The 16,311-nt window shown below is 65.2% G+C and carries 21 protein-coding genes; 11 read left to right on the forward strand and 10 right to left on the reverse strand.

Annotated elements, in window-relative coordinates:
- Nucleotides 1-60 precede the first annotated feature (60 nt).
- Complete coding sequence (locus BKM74_RS02015) at nt 61-1,044, reverse strand: TAXI family TRAP transporter solute-binding subunit (protein WP_086464011.1); 984 nt, start codon at nt 1,042-1,044, stop codon at nt 61-63.
- Nucleotides 1,045-1,222: 178 nt separating this feature from the next.
- On the opposite strand from BKM74_RS02015, the gene BKM74_RS02020 reads away from it, so the two are divergent.
- The 3 genes from BKM74_RS02020 to BKM74_RS02030 all read left to right on the forward strand — a co-directional run bounded on the left by BKM74_RS02020 (nt 1,223) and on the right by BKM74_RS02030 (nt 2,742).
- Nucleotides 1,223-1,774, forward strand: a complete 552-nt coding sequence (locus BKM74_RS02020; protein ID WP_086464012.1) for a DUF2937 family protein — start codon at nt 1,223-1,225, stop codon at nt 1,772-1,774.
- 108 nt (nt 1,775-1,882) lie between these two features.
- Nucleotides 1,883-2,206: a hypothetical protein gene (locus BKM74_RS02025; RefSeq protein WP_086464013.1), complete on the forward strand. Its 324-nt coding sequence runs from the start codon at nt 1,883-1,885 to the stop codon at nt 2,204-2,206.
- A 23-nt stretch (nt 2,207-2,229) separates the two neighbouring features.
- Nucleotides 2,230-2,742: a hypothetical protein gene (locus tag BKM74_RS02030; RefSeq protein WP_086464014.1), complete on the forward strand. Its 513-nt coding sequence runs from the start codon at nt 2,230-2,232 to the stop codon at nt 2,740-2,742.
- Between the two features lie 4 nt (nt 2,743-2,746).
- Here BKM74_RS02030 and BKM74_RS02035 read toward each other — a convergent pair whose 3' ends face one another.
- The 3 genes from BKM74_RS02035 to BKM74_RS02045 all read right to left on the reverse strand — a co-directional run bounded on the left by BKM74_RS02035 (nt 2,747) and on the right by BKM74_RS02045 (nt 4,739).
- A complete protein-coding gene (locus BKM74_RS02035) occupies nt 2,747-3,601 on the reverse strand; it encodes a carbon-nitrogen hydrolase family protein (RefSeq protein ID WP_086464015.1) in 855 nt (284 codons plus the stop codon).
- Between the two features lie 20 nt (nt 3,602-3,621).
- On the reverse strand, nt 3,622-3,885 hold the full coding sequence (grxC, locus tag BKM74_RS02040) for a glutaredoxin 3 (RefSeq protein ID WP_086464247.1): 264 nt from the start codon (nt 3,883-3,885) through the stop codon (nt 3,622-3,624).
- Between the two features lie 77 nt (nt 3,886-3,962).
- The gene (locus tag BKM74_RS02045) at nt 3,963-4,739 is read right to left on the reverse strand and encodes a ComF family protein (RefSeq protein ID WP_086464016.1); all 777 of its coding nucleotides are present in this window, start codon (nt 4,737-4,739) and stop codon (nt 3,963-3,965) included.
- A 97-nt stretch (nt 4,740-4,836) separates the two neighbouring features.
- Here BKM74_RS02045 and BKM74_RS02050 point away from each other — a divergent pair, with 97 nt between their 5' ends.
- Nucleotides 4,837-5,241, forward strand: coding sequence for a tellurite resistance TerB family protein (locus BKM74_RS02050; protein ID WP_086464017.1), 405 nt, complete (start codon nt 4,837-4,839; stop codon nt 5,239-5,241).
- Between the two features lie 156 nt (nt 5,242-5,397).
- On the forward strand, nt 5,398-5,787 hold the full coding sequence (locus BKM74_RS02055; RefSeq protein WP_086464018.1) for a hypothetical protein: 390 nt from the start codon (nt 5,398-5,400) through the stop codon (nt 5,785-5,787).
- 52 nt (nt 5,788-5,839) lie between these two features.
- Here the strand turns inward: BKM74_RS02055 and BKM74_RS02060 are convergent, their stop codons facing one another.
- From BKM74_RS02060 to BKM74_RS02085, 6 genes are all read right to left on the reverse strand, one after another.
- A complete protein-coding gene (locus BKM74_RS02060; protein WP_086464019.1) occupies nt 5,840-6,496 on the reverse strand; it encodes a hypothetical protein in 657 nt (218 codons plus the stop codon).
- A gap of 483 nt (nt 6,497-6,979) precedes the next feature.
- Nucleotides 6,980-7,537 carry a hypothetical protein gene (locus BKM74_RS02065; protein WP_086464020.1) on the reverse strand — a complete coding sequence of 186 codons (558 nt, stop codon included), beginning with the start codon at nt 7,535-7,537 and terminating at the stop codon, nt 6,980-6,982.
- Between the two features lie 187 nt (nt 7,538-7,724).
- Nucleotides 7,725-8,210: a hypothetical protein gene (locus BKM74_RS02070; RefSeq protein WP_086464021.1), complete on the reverse strand. Its 486-nt coding sequence runs from the start codon at nt 8,208-8,210 to the stop codon at nt 7,725-7,727.
- A gap of 45 nt (nt 8,211-8,255) precedes the next feature.
- The gene (locus tag BKM74_RS02075) at nt 8,256-8,744 is read right to left on the reverse strand and encodes a response regulator (protein WP_086464022.1); all 489 of its coding nucleotides are present in this window, start codon (nt 8,742-8,744) and stop codon (nt 8,256-8,258) included.
- An 81-nt stretch (nt 8,745-8,825) separates the two neighbouring features.
- Nucleotides 8,826-9,455: a class I SAM-dependent methyltransferase gene (locus tag BKM74_RS02080; RefSeq protein WP_086464023.1), complete on the reverse strand. Its 630-nt coding sequence runs from the start codon at nt 9,453-9,455 to the stop codon at nt 8,826-8,828.
- Nucleotides 9,456-9,467: 12 nt separating this feature from the next.
- Nucleotides 9,468-10,616 carry a M20 family metallopeptidase gene (locus tag BKM74_RS02085; protein WP_086464024.1) on the reverse strand — a complete coding sequence of 383 codons (1,149 nt, stop codon included), beginning with the start codon at nt 10,614-10,616 and terminating at the stop codon, nt 9,468-9,470.
- A 172-nt stretch (nt 10,617-10,788) separates the two neighbouring features.
- Between BKM74_RS02085 and BKM74_RS02090 the strand changes: the two genes are divergently transcribed.
- The 6 genes from BKM74_RS02090 (at nt 10,789) to BKM74_RS02115 (ending at nt 16,277) form a co-directional block, all read left to right on the forward strand.
- Nucleotides 10,789-11,721 (forward strand): isocitrate lyase/PEP mutase family protein, encoded by a 933-nt coding sequence (locus BKM74_RS02090; RefSeq protein ID WP_176342340.1) that lies wholly within the window; start codon nt 10,789-10,791, stop codon nt 11,719-11,721.
- Nucleotides 11,722-11,753: 32 nt separating this feature from the next.
- Entirely contained in the window at nt 11,754-12,755 is a 1,002-nt protein-coding gene (locus tag BKM74_RS02095) for a TRAP transporter substrate-binding protein (RefSeq protein WP_086464025.1), read from the forward strand.
- 80 nt (nt 12,756-12,835) lie between these two features.
- Nucleotides 12,836-13,363, forward strand: coding sequence for a TRAP transporter small permease (locus BKM74_RS02100; RefSeq protein WP_086464026.1), 528 nt, complete (start codon nt 12,836-12,838; stop codon nt 13,361-13,363).
- A complete protein-coding gene (locus BKM74_RS02105) occupies nt 13,360-14,646 on the forward strand; it encodes a TRAP transporter large permease (protein WP_086464027.1) in 1,287 nt (428 codons plus the stop codon). Before BKM74_RS02100 ends, BKM74_RS02105 begins: the two co-directional genes overlap by 4 nt.
- A gap of 138 nt (nt 14,647-14,784) precedes the next feature.
- Nucleotides 14,785-15,321: an RNA polymerase sigma factor gene (locus tag BKM74_RS02110; protein ID WP_086464028.1), complete on the forward strand. Its 537-nt coding sequence runs from the start codon at nt 14,785-14,787 to the stop codon at nt 15,319-15,321.
- The gene (locus BKM74_RS02115) at nt 15,321-16,277 is read left to right on the forward strand and encodes an anti-sigma factor family protein (protein ID WP_086464029.1); all 957 of its coding nucleotides are present in this window, start codon (nt 15,321-15,323) and stop codon (nt 16,275-16,277) included. Before BKM74_RS02110 ends, BKM74_RS02115 begins: the two co-directional genes overlap by 1 nt.
- The last annotated feature ends 34 nt before the right edge of the window (nt 16,278-16,311 follow it).

Here is a 16,311-nt window from a genome sequence, read left to right on the forward strand (position 1 = left end):
TCAAGAAAACACCCCGCCCGGCAGGCTGAATCCGCCGGGCGGGGTGCGGGACAGGGGTGATTACATCAGGCTGGCGTCAAGTTTCACGCCGGCTTCCTTGTAATATTTCAAGGCGCCGGGATGCAGCTTGGTGCCCAGCTGGTTCACCATCTCCGGGCTGACGCCCGCCCACCAGGGGTTTTCCTTGGCCAGCGCATTGCGCTGCTGCCAGAAATTTCTGGTGATGAAATAGGCGGTCTCGTCATCCATGTCGGTGGTGGTGAAGGCACCGACCGGCACGCCCACCGTGTTCACCGGCGCATCCTGGCCCTTGTAGGTGCCGGCCGCGATGGTCAGCGGGCCGGACATCGGGTCGGCCTTCAGGATCGCCTCACGCTGTGCGTCGGTGAAGGACAGCACGGTCAGCGGATTGGTGGTCGCCAGCTCAACCAGCTGCGGCGTCGGATGCGAGGAGCAGGTGGCGAAGCCGGCCACCTTGTCGTTGCGCATCGCGTTGGAGGCGGCGCTCAGCTCGACATCCACCGCCTCGACCTTGCCCTCCAGGCCCAGCAGTTCGAACACGCGACGGGTGCGGCCCTCGCAGAAGGTGCCCTTGCCGCCGGCGATGAATTTCTGGCCGGCAAGCTGCATCACATCGGTGATGCCGCTGTCCTTCTGCACGGCGAAATGGATGGTCACGAACGGCATGACGAACAGGGTGCGCACCCGGTCATAGCCGGTTTCGCCCTCGAACGGCTTCTTGCCGGCGCGGGCGCTGGTCAGCAGGCTGGGCGGGGTGGTGAACAGGAAATTGCCCGGACGGCGGGCCGATTCCTTCACATTCTGCACCGATCCCTGGCTTTCCTCGACGGTCGCCTGGATCTTGCCGCCGCTCTGCGCCTTCATCATCTCGCCGAGCTGCACCATCATCACATAGTAGGACGTGCCCGCCTTGGCGGATTTCAGCGTCACGCGGGTCTGCGCGGCGGCATCCGGCGCGAGCGCGCCAGCACCCATGACCAATCCCAGCGAAAGGGCCAGCGCCGCAGCACTTTTCTTGAACATGCGTTTTCCTCCATTCCTGCACCCGCCCAGTTTTTGCAGGCGGGAAAGCGCCTTTATGCCTCATCGCCCGGTTGGCCGCCATATCCATCGTGGCGGGCTGTCGGCCCCGGCTCAGCATTGCCAAGCCGGTGTACTGCGGTCATCAATGATGCCGGTCTGAATGCTAAGGGAGTAGGCGATGCGCTTCATTGGGCGGTGGCTCGGGCAATCGCTGACGCTGGCCGCCGGAATTCTGGCATTGGCGCTAGCGGCACAGGCGCCGGGATTCGCCGAGCATTACATGACGGCACTGGACCAGCGCGCGCAGGAACAGCGCGTCGATATCGCCGGACGGATCGATGTCGCGCGGCGCTTCTACAGCCTGCCGGATACCGCCGATGCGCGTGCCGTGCTGCTGCACCTGACCGAGCGCGAACCCGCCAATGCCGAGGGAATCCGCCGCAGCGCCCAGCGTCTGTCGGCGCTGGAGGCAGCGCACCGCCGGCTGGTCGAGGCATCGCCGCTGCTGCGCCCGCTGCTGGTCCTGCCGGCGGTGGCCGGCGGCAATGCGGTCATTGCCGAAGTCGCGGACAGTGCACTTGCCGGTTACACGCCGCGTTTGCCGTTGTCCCTGACGGCGCTGTTCTACGGCGTTGCCGGGCTGTTCCTCGGGGTATTGCTGGCGGAGGCGGCACTCAGCCTCGCGCGGATGCCGTTCCGGCGCGCCACGCCACCTGCCCGTCCCTGGTAGCCTAATCCGGCGCTAGGCAGCCTCCGGCCGGTTCGATAAAGTGACCGAAATAAAGGTCAAGAATGGGGAAAGGTGGGGCAAATGCGGTATACACCCGGACCGTGGCGCATGAAGTCTAACGGCGAACTCTGGTCCTATCCGCGCGGCGGTGCGCCGGCGCAGGTCGGCCAGATGTACTGGAGCGGCAAGCACGAGGATCGCGCCGGCAATGCGCGGCTGGTTTCCTTTGCCGCCGATCTGTCCGAGGATTTGCAGGAGATGTATCGCCTGGTCTCGCAGCCTTCGGTGGTGGCGGCGATCAAGGCGGACCAGCGGATATACGGCAAGGCGCGGCTGATCATCGAAAATGCCCGGCAGACGCTGGAGCAGGCCACCGGCGAGAAGCTGCCCGAATGGCCACATATCGACCCCACGAAAAGCCTGGCCTCCTGACGCGCGCGCCGTCGGAAGATTTGATGGCGGAGCAGGAAATGCGCCTCGAACGCTATATGGAGATCGCCGCCGCCAGCCAGCCGGAAGACTGGCTGATGATCGCGCGCCCGACATTACGCCACCGTTTCACGCCGATGCTGGACGACAAGGACCAGTTGATCCGGCAGGTGCTCGACGAGCCGATGGTCGGTTTCAGCTATCGGCCGGACATCCGGCTGACCCTGCTGTTCGGGCTGGTCGAAATGGCGCATTACCCGCTGCCGCCGGGCATGCCCTATGCCGAGGAAAATGCCCGGACGGTCCTGCTGCACTGCCTGTATGAAGGGCAGCTCATCCATACCGAGACATTGCTGAAGGTTGACCGGCAGCGCTGCATCCTGCCGATGCCCGTGGCGTGGGGCGAACCACCCCAGGCCATCCCGCGCCGGCAGCACGATCTGGCCCGGCTGGTGCACCAGCTTGCCGGCCCGTTCACCGATTTCGAGCAGTATTTCAAGAGTGCCGGAATGGCTGTGGTGGAGCAGCCCTGGCCGTAGGGATTTATTCCCCGGCGGCGCGCAGCGGTTCCGGTGCGTCCACCGCGAAGTCGCGGTCATGGGTCAGCGACGGCACCATGCGCCGCGCCTCGGCGATCAGCGCCGTGTCGATCTCGGCGGTGACGAAGCCCGGTTCGGTCCCGGCATCGGCCAGCACCTCGCCCCAGGGGGCGATCACCAGCGAATGGCCAAAAGTCTTGCGGCCCTCGGCATGTTCGCCGGTCTGGGCGGGGGCGAACACGAAGCAGCCGGTTTCGATGGCGCGGGCGCGCTGCAGCACATGCCAGTGCGCCTCGCCGGTCACCTTGGTGAAGGCGGCGGGGATGGTGATGAAATCCGCCCCGGCCTTGGCCAGCGCGCGGTACAGATAGGCAAAGCGCAGATCGTAGCAGATCGTCATGCCCAGCCGGCCCCAGGGCAGGTCGGTCAGCACCGCCTTTTCGCCCGGCCGGTAGGTTGCCGATTCGCGGTAGGTCTGGCCGTCCTTCACATTCACGTCGAACATGTGGATCTTGTCGTAGCGCGCCTGGATGCCGCCCTTCGGGTCGATCAGAATCGAGCGGTTGGCGAGCATGGTGTCGCTGAGCTTCACCGACAGCGAGCCGGCCAGGAACCACACGCCGAGTTCCCGCGCCAGGTCGCGCCAGGCAGCCAGCGCCGGATGGGTTTCCTCAGGGCACGCCTTCGCCAGCGACTGCTCGCGCTTCGGCTCGAACATGGCGGCGATTTCCGGGGTCAGGATGAATTCCGCACCATCCTTTTTCGCCGCGCGGGCCTGCGCGTTCACGAAGTCGATGTTCGGCTGGAATTCCCGCTCGGAATTGGTCTGGATCAGCGCGACCTTGAACTTGGCGGTCATGACAGGCTCCTAATAGGGGGTCAGGCGGCGCCCTGCAGCATCGGGTCGAGTTTGCCGGCGCGGTCGAGATCGTGCAGATCGTCGCAGCCGCCGATATGGGTGCCGTCGATGAAGATCTGCGGCACGCTGGTGCGGCCGCCGGCCTTCTCGCGCATCTCCGAGCGCTTGTCGCTGTTGAAGGTGACGTCGATTTCCTCGAAATCGGCCCCCTTCTGCTTAAGCAGCTGCTTGGCAGCGTGGCAGTAGGGGCACATCAGTGTGCTGTAAATGATAATCTTGGCCATGGAATCCTCGTTGCGGCAGAAAGGCAGCATAACGCCGGGCGGCGGCGCAGCGCAGCCTATTCTTCTATAGATGGTCGCTAATTCTCAGCCGTGAAGACCCGGGCCAGTGCCAGCACCCCGACCTGCGCCGCGCCGGCCTTCAGCAGCGCCCGGCTGCAGGCCTCCACCGTCGCCCCCGTTGTCACCACATCGTCGATCAGCAGCACGCGCCGCCCGGCCACCAGGGCACGCCGTGCCTCCGGCACAATGATCGCACCGGCCAGATTGGTCAGGCGCTGACGGCGGCGCAAGCCGCCCTGGCTGCGGGTGCGCCGGGTGCGCAGCAGCGCATCGGTGGCGACCGCCAGGCCCCGCCTCTGGCCAAGCGCCAGTGCCAGCAAGGCCGCCTGGTTGTAGCGCCGGCCGAGCAGCCGCCAGCGGTGCAGCGGCACCGGCACGATCAGATCGGCATCATCCAGCAGTTCCGCGCCGGCGCGGTCCAGCCAGCCGGCCAGCGCCGGGGTCATGTGCAGCTGGTCGCCATGCTTGTAGCCCAGGATCAGGCGCCGGCTGATGTCGCTGTAGCGTGTCGCGGCGCGCAGCCGCCTGTAGGGCGGCGGGCTGGCGACGCAGGAGGCGCACAGGCTGGCTTCCGGCATCTCGAAGCTGAAGGGCAGGCCGCAGCAGGCGCAGTGCGGCGGGCCCAGGAAATCCACCTGCTTCCAGCATTCGGCGCACAGCGTGCCTTGCCGGTCCACCGGCACGCGGCAGGACAGGCAGAGCGGCGGCAGCAGCGCATCCACAAGGCCGGAGGCCAGCCGCGCGATTCGCCCCGTCTGGTGGTCCCATACACGGAGGAGAATTCCTGCTCGCATGTCTGCCTCTCGCCGCCGCGCTGCCTAGCTTGCGCCACGATCCCATGTTACACCCTAGAACCGTTGGCACAGCATGCTTGAAGCAAAAAGGACGGATATGATTTCTCCCCAGGTCGCGCTGATCTACGTCATGGTTCTGGTGTCCGCCAGTGACAGCGACATGACCGACGCCGAATTCAAGACCATCGGCGACATCGTCACCCATCTGCCGGTGTTCACGGAGTTCGAGGTGGATAATCTGCCGTCCGTCGCCAGCAGCTGCGCCGACATGCTGCAGGAGGACAATGGCCTCGATGCCGCGCTGGACCTCGTGCACAAATCGCTGCCGGAAAAGCTGCGCGAGACCGCCTATGCGGTTGCCTGCGACGTTGCCGCCAGCGATGGCAAGGCAAGCCAGGAAGAGTTGCGGCTGCTGGAGATGCTCCGCCACAAGCTGCATGTGGACCGGTTGGTCGCCGCCGCCATCGAGCGCGGCGCCCGCGCCCGCTATATGCCGGTCTAGCGCCTTTTAACCCAGCCTTCCGCATCCGCCGGAACACCGGAATCATCAATTCCATCCGGGCTGATTCCCCTCCAGGGCGATTCCTGGCCGGGGAAATCATGCTATTGTTAAAGCGCAGTGTTTGACGACGCGTGGATGCGAGGGGGCGGAACGGGCATGAGTCGGGAGCATCTGAAGAAAAAGGCGCAGGAAGCGCTGAAGGAAGCCGACGGCAATGCCAGCCTGGCGGCCAGGCTGTTGCATGGCTGGGCCCTGGAAGATCAGGAATTGCTGCAGGCGCTGGTAAAGCCGATGCTGCCCAGCCTGTCGCTTCTGGCGGTGCAGCGCGCGGCCGGCAAGGATGATGGCTATCGCGCCAGCCGCCGTCGCCGGTCTCCGCCGGTTACCGAGAAGGCGGCGCTGGAGGCTGTTGCCGAGGCGCTGAGCGGCAAGCGGGCACCGGCCATGACTTCCACGCGCAATCCGCTGACAGCGCCCTCGGAAGCCAGCACGCGCCATCGCAGCGCCGTGCAGTTCCTCGCGTCAGCCTACAAGCCGAAAAGCTGAGGGATTTGCGATTACCTGGCCGGGATGTGCCGGTCAGGTTTTAAGGCAATGATTACTTAGCGCGCGGCCGGCAGTCGTCGGGCCGTGCATTCACGACATTGTGATAGAGCTTCTTTACATATTCCGGGTCGGCGCCGATCGTCCGGTTGCTGCCGCTGGTGCGCTCGGCAGTCTCGGCGACACCTGCCGACACCATGAAGGGCGTGGCCTCGTCCGGCATGATATGATAGCCGGTCCGCTCCAGGTCGGTGATGATTTCGATCGCCGTCTTGGCGAAGCGCCGGTAGGAGGAATCGACCATGTCCTTGCGCCCGGTGGGGGCGGAGGCGCGGGCCAGCGCCATCGAGATGATGTTCACCAGCAGATCCGTGTCGCGGCTCTGAATCCAGGCATTGGCCATCGCGCCCAGGACGGCATTGATGTACAGGGCGGCGCCGCGCTGCCCCATCAGCTTGTTCGCGCCGGGCTGCTGGTCGGCCTGGGCGATCATCTGGTCAGTCAGCTCGCGCGGGGTCACCATGAAGCCGGCAATCTCCAGCGACTTCACCAGATCGTTCGCATCCTCGGCGTAGCGGTCCCACTCCTGCTCCACGAGGAAAGAGCCCAGCATATCGTTGCCGGCGCCGTGGACGCGATTCAGGAACCGCGCGAACTCCTTCGCGAAGTACTGAACGATCTTGGGGTCGGACGGCTGGCTCTGGATGCGCATACTCTGATTCCCTTCTTCGGCACCCCTCATGCAACAAAGATGATGCCGAATCAACCAAATATAAAGCCTATTATGACGAATCTGACGACGGGTCTACGCGCCTGCCCTGCAACGGAAGCTTCGGATCGGCCTGCACATGCACCGATCGCCCACAAGGGCGAGGCCATTTTAGCCAACCCACTCTGCAGGTTAATGTACTGTCAGAATAAGCACTTAAAAACAAAAAGTCACTGGGAAAGCTTCAAAAGGTCAGTGCCGCTGTACTAAGTGAAATTCCCCTGGGCGCGGATATCGGCAACAAAAGACAGCCCCGGAGAATACGGACTGTTGATACGAGGCGGATAATTTCCACGCCACCGGCTGAATTATTAAAGCGATATGTGCGCGTGTTATTAACCGGCCAGCGAGGCGCCGTTCAGCAGCCGAGTTCAGTTTCGATTCATGGCCGAGTTAAGGCTGATCCGGTTTCAGCTTGGCCCGGTTTCAGCTAGGTCGGCGGGGCGGCAGGCCTGGGACGGGATTTTTCGGCGCGGGTTTCAGCGGCGTCTGCGGCCCGACCGACTTGAAGGAGGTGGGTTGGCTGCTGCCGTACTGGCCATTTCCCTGCGTCCCGCTTCCCTGGGGCGCTGCCGGGTTGGCGGCGCGGGGCGCGGCCGGGCGGCTGGTTGCCGTGGCGGCGGCATCCCTGGGCCGGATGCCGTTCGGCAGGCGCGGGAAGATAATGGTCTTCTCGCGGTCGGCGAGGTCGCGCCAGTCGCGCTGGCTGGCGCGGGCAATGCGCACGAACTGCCAGGCGCGTTCTTCGACGGCGTCGCCGATCTGCTGGCGCTGCCAGCCGGGCAGCGCGTTGAAGGCGGCCTTGGCGGTGAACAGATCGACGGTGCGGCCGCTCTCATAGGCGCGGCGCACCTCGCGGGTGACGATATTGGACATGCCCAGCGTCACGCTGACCGTCTCGGCCAGTATGCCCAGGGCCTGGCGGTCCTGGCTGTTTTTGGCCTGGCTGTTGCCGCTGTTGGCCTGGCTGTTCTCGGGTGTCATCCTATCTCCTGCGCTGCCGCCGAAGGATGTGTCCCGCAAGGGACATGTCCTTCGGGGACATGCCGTAAAAGGCGTGCCACAAGGCAAGTAATCCCGGCCACGCCTGCCGTGCCATTTTCTTCGGCCATTCTCGATTTGAATCGCTGCCCGCGCAAGCGCTTCCTCCAATGACCCGGATTCCCGTCGGTTACCAGTTTTTCGCGATGGCCAGGCGGAACGCCTCCAGCAACTCCTGCTCGATCTTGCCGCCGCTGCCTTGGATACGTTGGGCCAGCACGACATAGAGCGCGTCGATATGGCAGCGGATGATCGCCATCTGCTTCGGGTTGGCGTCGCCGATCCGTCCGGCGACGGCGTGCAGCGAGCGGGCGATTTCGGTCAGCAGCGGATAATCGAAGGTGCCGCCGAGCCCCTTGATGTCAAAGGCATGCCGGCGGATATCGACCATCAGGGGGTCCCAGCGCGCCGGGTCCTTTTCGGCGTCGGCGAGTGCCGACCGCAGCGACCGCAGCGCGGCGGCGACACTGGCGATGAATTTGTCGCCCGACTGATGGACGGCCTTCTCGATCTTCTTCAGCTCTTCGGGCTGTGGATTGATCGAAAAGCCCTTCTTGCTGTTCACCGCGCGGCGGCGGAGATCCATCGAGGGCGGAATGATCTGGGCCTTCGCCATGTTCGTTCGACCTTAGTCTGCTGATTGGGTCTGCAAGTCTGTGTGCTAGTCGGCGCGCCGGTTGCGGCCGCCATGCGGCACTTGTCGGCGGCGCCGGTCCGGCCCGAAATATTGCTCCGCATTCACGAAGGGGCGTGGCCGCGCGATCACCGACACCAGCCGGCGGTAGAGCGAATCCACGGTGAAAGGCTTGGCCAGGAATTCGGTGACGCCACGGTCGCGCGCCTCCACCACATATTCCGGCTCGGAATTCGCCGTCAGCATGATGATCGGCAGCATCCGGTTCGGCGAATGCATGGTGTTGCGCACCGTGTCGATCAGCTCAATGCCGGACAGCGGCTCGACGATCCATTCGGTGATCATCACATCCACCTCGCCGGCCTTGATGACCGCCAGCGCCTTGTTGCTGTCGGCGACCTTGCGGATGGCGATGGCACCCAGCATCCGCAAGATGTCGTATAGCAGTTCCGTGGAGAGCGGATTCGGGTCCACGATCAGAAACCGAATCTGGCTGAAATCAATCTTCTCCGACAAACCGACACCACATTCTGTAACAGATTTCGAAAGCCACGCTTCGATGGCAGGGGAGGCAGCTAAACAAAGAATGATAAATTTTTAATTAAAAGTGCAAGCAGGTTGTTTCGCCAGCACCAGATGAAAAATGTGCCAGCGCTTGGGTTTGCCCAGGGCCGTGACGCCGTCCTCGATGGTCTCGTCCAGCTTTTCGACGCTGAATCCGGCACATAGGCTGTCGATGGCAGCCCGGTCATGGATGGTGATGCCGCGCCCGGCCCAGTCATCCTGCGGGCCATAAAGCTGGCCGGCGAAACGGCCGCCGGGTCGAATTGCCGCAGTCAGCCGCGCCCAAAGGGCGGGGAAATCCGCAGGAACGCACAGCGGCAGGGAGAAGCTGGCATTGACGAGGTCGCAGGCCGGCGGCAGAAAATCCTCGAACCGTTCGATGCGGGTTTCCAGCAACCGCTTGTCGGGCAGATCGGGCCGGGCCAGCAGCCGCTCGATGGCCTCCGCCGTCGCGTCGAGCGCCAGCACCCGCCAGCCGCGGCGCAGCAGTTCCAGCGTGTCGCGCCCGTCGCCGCAGCCGAGATCGAGCGCGAAGGGCGGCGGCCCGCCTTTTGCCGGTATGCCCTCCAACGCGAACCGGTCGAGAGCATGCAGCAATGTCGGGCGGGGCGGCCGGTCCGTAACCGCATCATAGTAACGGCCCCAGCGCGCCTCGTCCGACATCGTCTGTTCCCGTTACTCCAGGGTTTCGAACAGCCGCAGCATCAGCTTGGCGCGCGGCTCGAAGGAGGAGTAATAGGCCTGCTCGTAATCGGTGTGCGCGCCGCGCCCATCGACACCCAGACCGTCCAGCGTCGGCACGCCGACGGCGGCGGTGAAATTGCCGTCGCTGCCGCCGCCGGTGATCTTCACATCCTCCAGCTCGAAGCCGATCTCGGCGGCCAGCGCCTTGGCGTGGTCGAACAGCTTGGTGATGCCTGCATCCTTCACATAGGGCGGGCGGTTGATGCCGCCGGTGATGGTCACCTTCACATCGGCATCGAAGGCGGTGAAGCCGAGAATCTTCTTTGTCATCTCCTCGGCCAGTTCCGGTGTGGGCACGCGCATGTCCACCTCGGCGGTGCAGAATTGCGGCACCACATTCACGCCGCTGCCGCCGCTGACCAGCCCGACATTGCAGGTCACGCCCGTCTCGTAATTGGTCAGCTCCTCGAAGCGGATGATCTGCTTCGCCATCTCGCGGATGGCGCTGCGGCCGTCCTGGTGCTGCGCGCCGGCATGGGCGGGGCGGCCCTCGCACTTCACGTCGAAATGCAGCACGCCCTTGCGCGAGGTGACGATCTTGCCGCCATCGCGTGCCGGCTCGGTGACCAGCACATATTTGTTCTTCAGTGCCATCTGCTCGATGATCTTCTGCGAGGTCGGGCTGCCGACCTCTTCCTCCGGCACGAACATGAAGGTGATCGGCAGGGGCGTCTGCTTGCCGCTGCGCACCAGATGGCGATAGGCGTAGTAGGCGAGGTAGGCGCCGCCCTTCATGTCGTAGATGCCGGGGCCGAACACCTTGTCGTCCTCCTGCTTGAACGGCAGCACATCCTTGATGAAGCCCATCGGGTGCACGGTGTCGATATGGCTCAGCACCAGGATACCGGGACCATCGCCGCCCCAGGGGGTGCGTGCCGTCAGAATGTCGCCCCAGCCCTCGCGGCCCGGCGTGCGCTCGATAGTGGCGCCAATGGCGCGCATGTCGGCCTCGACCAGATCGGCCATGCGGTTGACCGCGGCGGCGTCATGCGAGGGGCTTTCGACTTCCACCCAGCGGCGGATGCCGTGCAGGATCTCCTCGGCGTCGATCCGGGGCTGGTTGGAGGCGATATCGTTCATGGTGGTTTCCCTTGGACTCGGATGGGGGCTTCGGATGATTGCCAAAAGAATAAGCGCGGCAATTTGTCATCGCCAATGACAAAACGCCCTGCCGGCGCCGTGTATGCCCTATTGCGCTCCCGCCGGCTTCGGCGCTACCTAGGTTTTTTTGCTCGACATCCTGGAGGAGGCCATGCGCCGCACCACCCGGTTTCGCCGCCTGATCGAGGCGCCGGAATTGCTGCTTTTGCCCGGCGTGCATGATGCGCTGGGCGCGCGCATCGCGGAGAAGCTGGGCTTCGAGGCGATCACCAGCGGCGGTTACAGCGCCACTGCGACGCTGCTCGGCCGGCCCGACACCTCGCAGCTGACCGCGACCGAGATGGCGGATTACTACGCCCGGCTGTGCGATTCGACTGACCTGCCGGTCTTCGCCGATGCCGATACCGGCTATGGCAATGTGACCAACACCGGCCGCACGGTGAAGGCCTATGAGCGCGCCGGTGTTGCCGGCCTGTTCATCGAGGATCAGGTGTTCCCGAAGCGCTGCGGCCACATGGCCGGCAAGGATGTGGTGCCGCTGGAGGAATTTCTGGCCAAGCTGAAGGCGGCGCTGGATGCCCGCACCGACCCCGACCTCGTCATCATGGCGCGCACCGACGCGCTGGCTGTTCACGGCATCGACGAGGCCATTGAGCGCGCCCAGGCGGCGCGCGAGGCCGGCGCCGATCTGCTGTTCGTCGAGGCACCGGAGAATCAGGACCAGATGCGCCGCATCTGCGCGGAGATCGACGGGCCGTGCCTCGCCAACAATCTGGATGGCGGGCTGTCGCCGGTGCTGAAGGCCGAACTGCTGCAGGAGATCGGCTACGCCACGGTCGCCTTCCCGACGGCGGCGACCTATGCGGTAGCCCACGCGCTGGAGGCGGTGCTGGGTGAAATCCGCACCACCAGCGTGGCGACGGCGCTGTATGACCGGATGTACAGCTTCGAGACTTTCAACGAACTGGTTGGCCTCGGCGATCTCCGTCGCAAAGAAGCCGGCTATCAGGACTCCGCCCGCGATCTGCTGGCCCGGCGCAAGAATGCCGGTAAGGCTGGCGGCAAGAACCGGGCGGCGGAATAAGCGTCACGACAACAAAAGGAGGGACCCCCATCATGAAGATCACCCGTTACGCGGCGCTGGCCCTGCTGGCCGGCAGCATCGCCCTGGCCGGCCCCCTGGTCGGCTCGGCCATGGCGCAGGAGAAGATGCGCATCAGCCACCAGCTGCCGCCGGCCCACCATATCGGCAAGCTGGTTGAAAGCTGGGCGGCCGATATCGAGAAGCGCTCGGGCGGCAAGATCGATGTCGAGGTGCTGGGCTCGGCCCAGGCCTTCAAGCCCAACCAGAACCATCCGGCGGTCGCGCGCGGCCAGGTCGAGGCGGCGATGGCGGTGAATTTCCAGTGGGGCAACACGATCCCGGAAATGAACGTCGTCACCATTCCCTATTTCATGACCGACCTGGCGCGCATCAAGAAGTTCCCCGGCTCCGAGGCGGCGAAGCTGCTGGAAGCCAAGCTGCTGGAAAAGGGCGTGCGCAACGTCGCCTGGCTCTACACCACGCGGCAGTCGATCTTCACCTCGTCGGGCAAGCCGCTGGTGAAGCTGGACGATTTCCAGGGCGTAAAGATCCGCGGCCTGAACAAGCTGGTCGATGCCGGTCTGGTGGCGGCGGGTGCCGCGCCGGCCTCGATGCCGGGCTCCGAGGTCTATCAGGCGCTGCAGACCAAGGTGATCGATGCCGGCCTCACCGACGTGTCGGCGGCCTATAGCCGGAAATATTTCGAGGTGCAGGAATTCGGCACGGTGGCGCCGTTCTTCACCGTCTATTTCCACATCTATGTGAACCCGGACTGGTTTGGCAAGCTGGCGCCCGACCTGCAGAAGGCGGTGCTGGAAGCGTCAGCCCAGGCGGAGCAGGATTCCATCGGCATCACCGAGAAGACTGCCGAGGAGTCCATCGCCAAGCTGAAGGAAAAGGGCATGAAGCTGCATATCCAGTCAGCTGAAGAGGTGAAGATTTTCACCGCCACCATGCAGCCGCCGGTCATGGAGGCCTTCAAGGCCTCATCCCCTGACGCCGGCAAGCTGATCGACCTCGTCAACAAGCTCTGAGCGGCACCGGACGGCTCCGCCTGACGTCAGTGTCTGGCGTCAGCGCGGGGCCGTACCCGGAATGCGAGGCTTTTCCTTTGATGAAATCTTTCCTGGTCCTGCTGGAGCGTGCGGTCGGCGCGCTGTCGGCGCTGGCGACGGCGCTGGCGGCACTGCTGATGCTGGTGATCACCGGGATCATCGGCTACGCCGTCGCACTGCGTTACCTGTTCAACCAGCCGCAGGTCTGGGCTGACGAACTGGCGAGCTACCTCATCGTGCTGGTGGTCATGCTGGCGATTGCCGAGGTGCTGCGCCGGGGCGAGCATATCTCCATCGACCTGCTGGTCGGGCGGCTGGGGCCGCGCGCCGGTTACTGGGTCGATGTCGCCGGCTTGGTGGCGGTGATCGTGGTGGCCGGCGTGCTGGTCGTCTCGGGCTGGGACATGGCGGCGTTCTCGGCCGATATGGGGATCAAGTCGGAAGGCTATCTGGCGATGCCGATGTGGCTGCCGCAGGCCACATTGCCGCTGGGTTTCGCGCTGCTCGGCCTCGCCGCGCTGAACCGGCTGCTGCGCCTGCTGACCGGGCTTGAGGTAACACAGGGCAAAGGGGCGCATCGGCCATGATGCTCGCCTGGATCCTGATCGGCCTGCTGGCGATCCTGCTGACCGGCATACCCCTGTTCGCCGGCATGTCGCTGGCCTCCATCGGCCTGTTGCTGGTGGTCGAGGGGCGCGTGGCCGGGCTGGCGGACGAGGTGTTCGCCAAGCTGTCGAATTATCTGCTGGTGGCGATCCCGCTGTTCGCCTTCATGGCGCATGTGATGATCAAGGCCCGTGTGGTGGACGATCTCTACGCGCTGGCGCACACGCTGGTGCGGCACTGGCCGGGCGGGCTTGGCGTCGCCACGGTGATGGCCTGCACCATATTCGCCGCGATCAGCGGCTCTTCCGTTGCCACCGCGCTGACCATCGGAACGGCGGCGATCCCGCAGATGCTGCGCTATGGCTACAAGCCGCACGCCGCCTATGGCGTGCTGGCCGCCGGCGGCACGCTGGGCATCCTGATTCCGCCCTCCGGGCCGATGGTGCTGTACGGCGTGGTGTCCGACACCTCGATCGGCGCGCTGTTCGTCGCCGGCATCATCCCCGGCGCGCTGATGGCGCTGCTGTTCTCGCTCTATTGCGTGCTGCACAGCCTGTTCACCGGGCAGACGGAACGCCCGGCGCGCGCCAACTGGGCCGAAATCTGGCCCAGCCTGCGGCGCGGCTTCTGGGCGCTGCTGCTGCCGCCCATCGTGCTGGGCGGCATGTATGCGGGCGTGTTCACCGCGACCGAGGCGGCCGCCGTCGGCGCCATCGCGGCGATCCTGATCGCGCGCTTTGCCTATAACCGGCTCAGCCTCGCCGATCTCTACGACGCGGCGCGCGATTCGGTGGGAACCACCGGCATGCTGTTCATGATCCTGGCCGCCGCCGCCATGTTCGGCCATGTCATCGCCGTGCTGGGCCTGCCGCGCCAGCTGGTCGAGCTGACCACGGCGCTGGGCATCGGGCCGATCACCTTCATGCTGGCGGTGATGGCGATGATCTTCCTGCTGGGCATGTTCCTGGAGACCATCTCCATCATCCTCATCACCACGCCTATCGTGCTGCCGGTGATGCTGCTGCTGGAGATCAACCCGGTCTGGTACGGCGTGCTGCTGACGATCAATCTGGAGCTGGCGCTGATCACCCCGCCGGTCGGGATGAATCTGTTCGTCATCAAGGGCATCACCGGCGGCGCCATGGGCCCCATCGTGCGCGGCGTGCTGCCCTATGTCGCGATCATGCTGGTGACGCTGTTCCTGGTGCTGTTCTTCCCGGAACTGGCGCTGTGGCTGCCTTCAACCATGGCGCTCGGGCGGTAGAGTGCGATCGCCTGACTCTTATTGATCCGGAATAATCCGGCGGGTTTTGCGTCTATACCGGCGATTGCCACTTTTCTGGCTCATTTGTGCCCCTGTCCAGGCGCAGTTGCCGCACAGCCTTGCGGCATGAAAAGCTGGATGGAAAATGCCCGGAAACCGGGCGGGGAATATGCTGGCGGGGCGGATCTGGCGGAACATGTCCGCAGTCTCCGGCGTTACGCGATTGCCCTGACCGGCGATCCGTCGGAAGCGGACGATCTGGTGCAGGAGAGCCTGGTGCGGGCGCTGGCCAGGATCGAGGAGGGTGCGGAAGTGCGGAATGCGCGGACCTATCTGTTCAGCATCCTGCACAATCTGCGCGTCGATCTGCTGGCGCGGAATGCCCGGCGCGGCCCGCAGATGCCGCTGGAAGCGGTTGAGCACCGGCTGTCCCGCCCGGCGGAGCAACCCGCCCGTCTGCGCCATGCGGAGCTGGCATTGGCCATCGATGCGCTGCCGGAGCAGCAGCGCGCCGTGCTGCTGCTGGTGGCGCTGGAAGGGGCGAGCTATCAGGAGGTGGCGGAGATCCTGGACATCGCGCCGGGTACCGTCATGTCGCGCCTCAGCCGTGCCCGCAAGGCGCTTCGGGACCTGATGGAGGAGAGTGCGGTCACCAATCTGCGCAGGATGACGTGATGAAGAATGAGCACACCGGAATCAACACCACGCCGCTGATCACCGAGGCGATGCTGCTGGCCTATGTCGATGGCAGCCTGGCCGAGCCGCAGCGGCTTGCCGTCGAGGCGCGCCTCGAACGCGACCCGGAGATGGCGGCGAAGGCGGCGGCCTATCGCGCACAGAACGAGGCGCTGCACGCGCTGTTCGACCGCCACCTGGCCGAGCCGCTGGATCCGGTCATCGCCGACCTCGAATCGGAATTGCGGAAGGCTGGCGCGCCGCGCCGGCCGAGCAGGAAAGCCTGGGGGGCGGCCGCCCTGGCGGCGTCCGTCGCCCTGGTCGCGTTTGCCGGCGGCTTTGCCCTGGCCGAGTATCGCAGCCGCGCGCCGGTCGGTCCCGTCACTGCCTTCATGCAGCAATTTCCGGCACCAGCGGAGAAGGTGGCTGGCATCATGCCGGCGGGCGGTGCCCTGCGGGTGTCCCCTGCGGGCTTCCGCCCGCCCGATCTGTCCGCCCTCGGTTTGCGGCTTACCGGCGAACGGCAGCTGGGCAGCGCCGCAGCGGCGGTTACGCATCATCTGTCCTATGAGCGGGCAGATGGCCGATGGGTCAGCCTGTATGTCGGAACGGAGGCCGCCGGCGATACGCCGCTGCGGGCGATCTATCCGGATGGGCGCTCCGTGCTTGCCTGGCGCAAGGATGGCCTGTCCTACAGTCTGGTGGGCACGGTTGGCCGTGACGCGATGATGGCCATCGCCGGCACGCTTGATGGTGCTGCCGGTGCGGCAAAGCGGCCGACGGTCATGCCCAAGACGCTGCCTGACCCGGCTGGCGGCCTGCGTCCCGCGCAACCTGTCGAGACGATACAGCCGCCGGCGATTCCCGCCGCACCCACGGCGCCGTCGATCGCCCCCAACCCCGCAAACCGCCCGGATGGCGCGGCACCGCGCGCACGGGACGAAGGGGCGGCGTGAGAATCTACCGGACGATGGAATATTGGCAGCTTTG

It is taken from the genome of Oceanibaculum nanhaiense (assembly GCF_002148795.1).
Lineage (GTDB): Bacteria > Pseudomonadota > Alphaproteobacteria > Oceanibaculales > Oceanibaculaceae > Oceanibaculum > Oceanibaculum nanhaiense.

Coding starts and splice junctions, on each gene's coding strand:
- BKM74_RS02090 (WP_176342340.1), top strand. CDS start 10,789: ATGCGCCGCACCACCCGGTTTCGCCGCCTGATCGAGGCGCCGGAATTG.
- BKM74_RS02080 (WP_086464023.1), bottom strand. CDS start 9,455: ATGTCGGACGAGGCGCGCTGGGGCCGTTACTATGATGCGGTTACGGAC.
- BKM74_RS02030 (WP_086464014.1), top strand. CDS start 2,230: ATGGCGGAGCAGGAAATGCGCCTCGAACGCTATATGGAGATCGCCGCC.
- BKM74_RS02035 (WP_086464015.1), bottom strand. CDS start 3,601: ATGACCGCCAAGTTCAAGGTCGCGCTGATCCAGACCAATTCCGAGCGG.
- grxC (WP_086464247.1), bottom strand. CDS start 3,885: ATGGCCAAGATTATCATTTACAGCACACTGATGTGCCCCTACTGCCAC.
- BKM74_RS02060 (WP_086464019.1), bottom strand. CDS start 6,496: ATGCGCATCCAGAGCCAGCCGTCCGACCCCAAGATCGTTCAGTACTTC.
- BKM74_RS02015 (WP_086464011.1), bottom strand. CDS start 1,044: ATGTTCAAGAAAAGTGCTGCGGCGCTGGCCCTTTCGCTGGGATTGGTC.
- BKM74_RS02085 (WP_086464024.1), bottom strand. CDS start 10,616: ATGAACGATATCGCCTCCAACCAGCCCCGGATCGACGCCGAGGAGATC.
- BKM74_RS02070 (WP_086464021.1), bottom strand. CDS start 8,210: ATGGCGAAGGCCCAGATCATTCCGCCCTCGATGGATCTCCGCCGCCGC.
- BKM74_RS02100 (WP_086464026.1), top strand. CDS start 12,836: ATGAAATCTTTCCTGGTCCTGCTGGAGCGTGCGGTCGGCGCGCTGTCG.
- BKM74_RS02095 (WP_086464025.1), top strand. CDS start 11,754: ATGAAGATCACCCGTTACGCGGCGCTGGCCCTGCTGGCCGGCAGCATC.
- BKM74_RS02105 (WP_086464027.1), top strand. CDS start 13,360: ATGATGCTCGCCTGGATCCTGATCGGCCTGCTGGCGATCCTGCTGACC.
- BKM74_RS02050 (WP_086464017.1), top strand. CDS start 4,837: ATGATTTCTCCCCAGGTCGCGCTGATCTACGTCATGGTTCTGGTGTCC.
- BKM74_RS02045 (WP_086464016.1), bottom strand. CDS start 4,739: ATGCGAGCAGGAATTCTCCTCCGTGTATGGGACCACCAGACGGGGCGA.
- BKM74_RS02025 (WP_086464013.1), top strand. CDS start 1,883: ATGAAGTCTAACGGCGAACTCTGGTCCTATCCGCGCGGCGGTGCGCCG.
- BKM74_RS02110 (WP_086464028.1), top strand. CDS start 14,785: ATGGAAAATGCCCGGAAACCGGGCGGGGAATATGCTGGCGGGGCGGAT.
- BKM74_RS02115 (WP_086464029.1), top strand. CDS start 15,321: ATGAAGAATGAGCACACCGGAATCAACACCACGCCGCTGATCACCGAG.
- BKM74_RS02020 (WP_086464012.1), top strand. CDS start 1,223: ATGCGCTTCATTGGGCGGTGGCTCGGGCAATCGCTGACGCTGGCCGCC.
- BKM74_RS02065 (WP_086464020.1), bottom strand. CDS start 7,537: ATGACACCCGAGAACAGCCAGGCCAACAGCGGCAACAGCCAGGCCAAA.
- BKM74_RS02055 (WP_086464018.1), top strand. CDS start 5,398: ATGAGTCGGGAGCATCTGAAGAAAAAGGCGCAGGAAGCGCTGAAGGAA.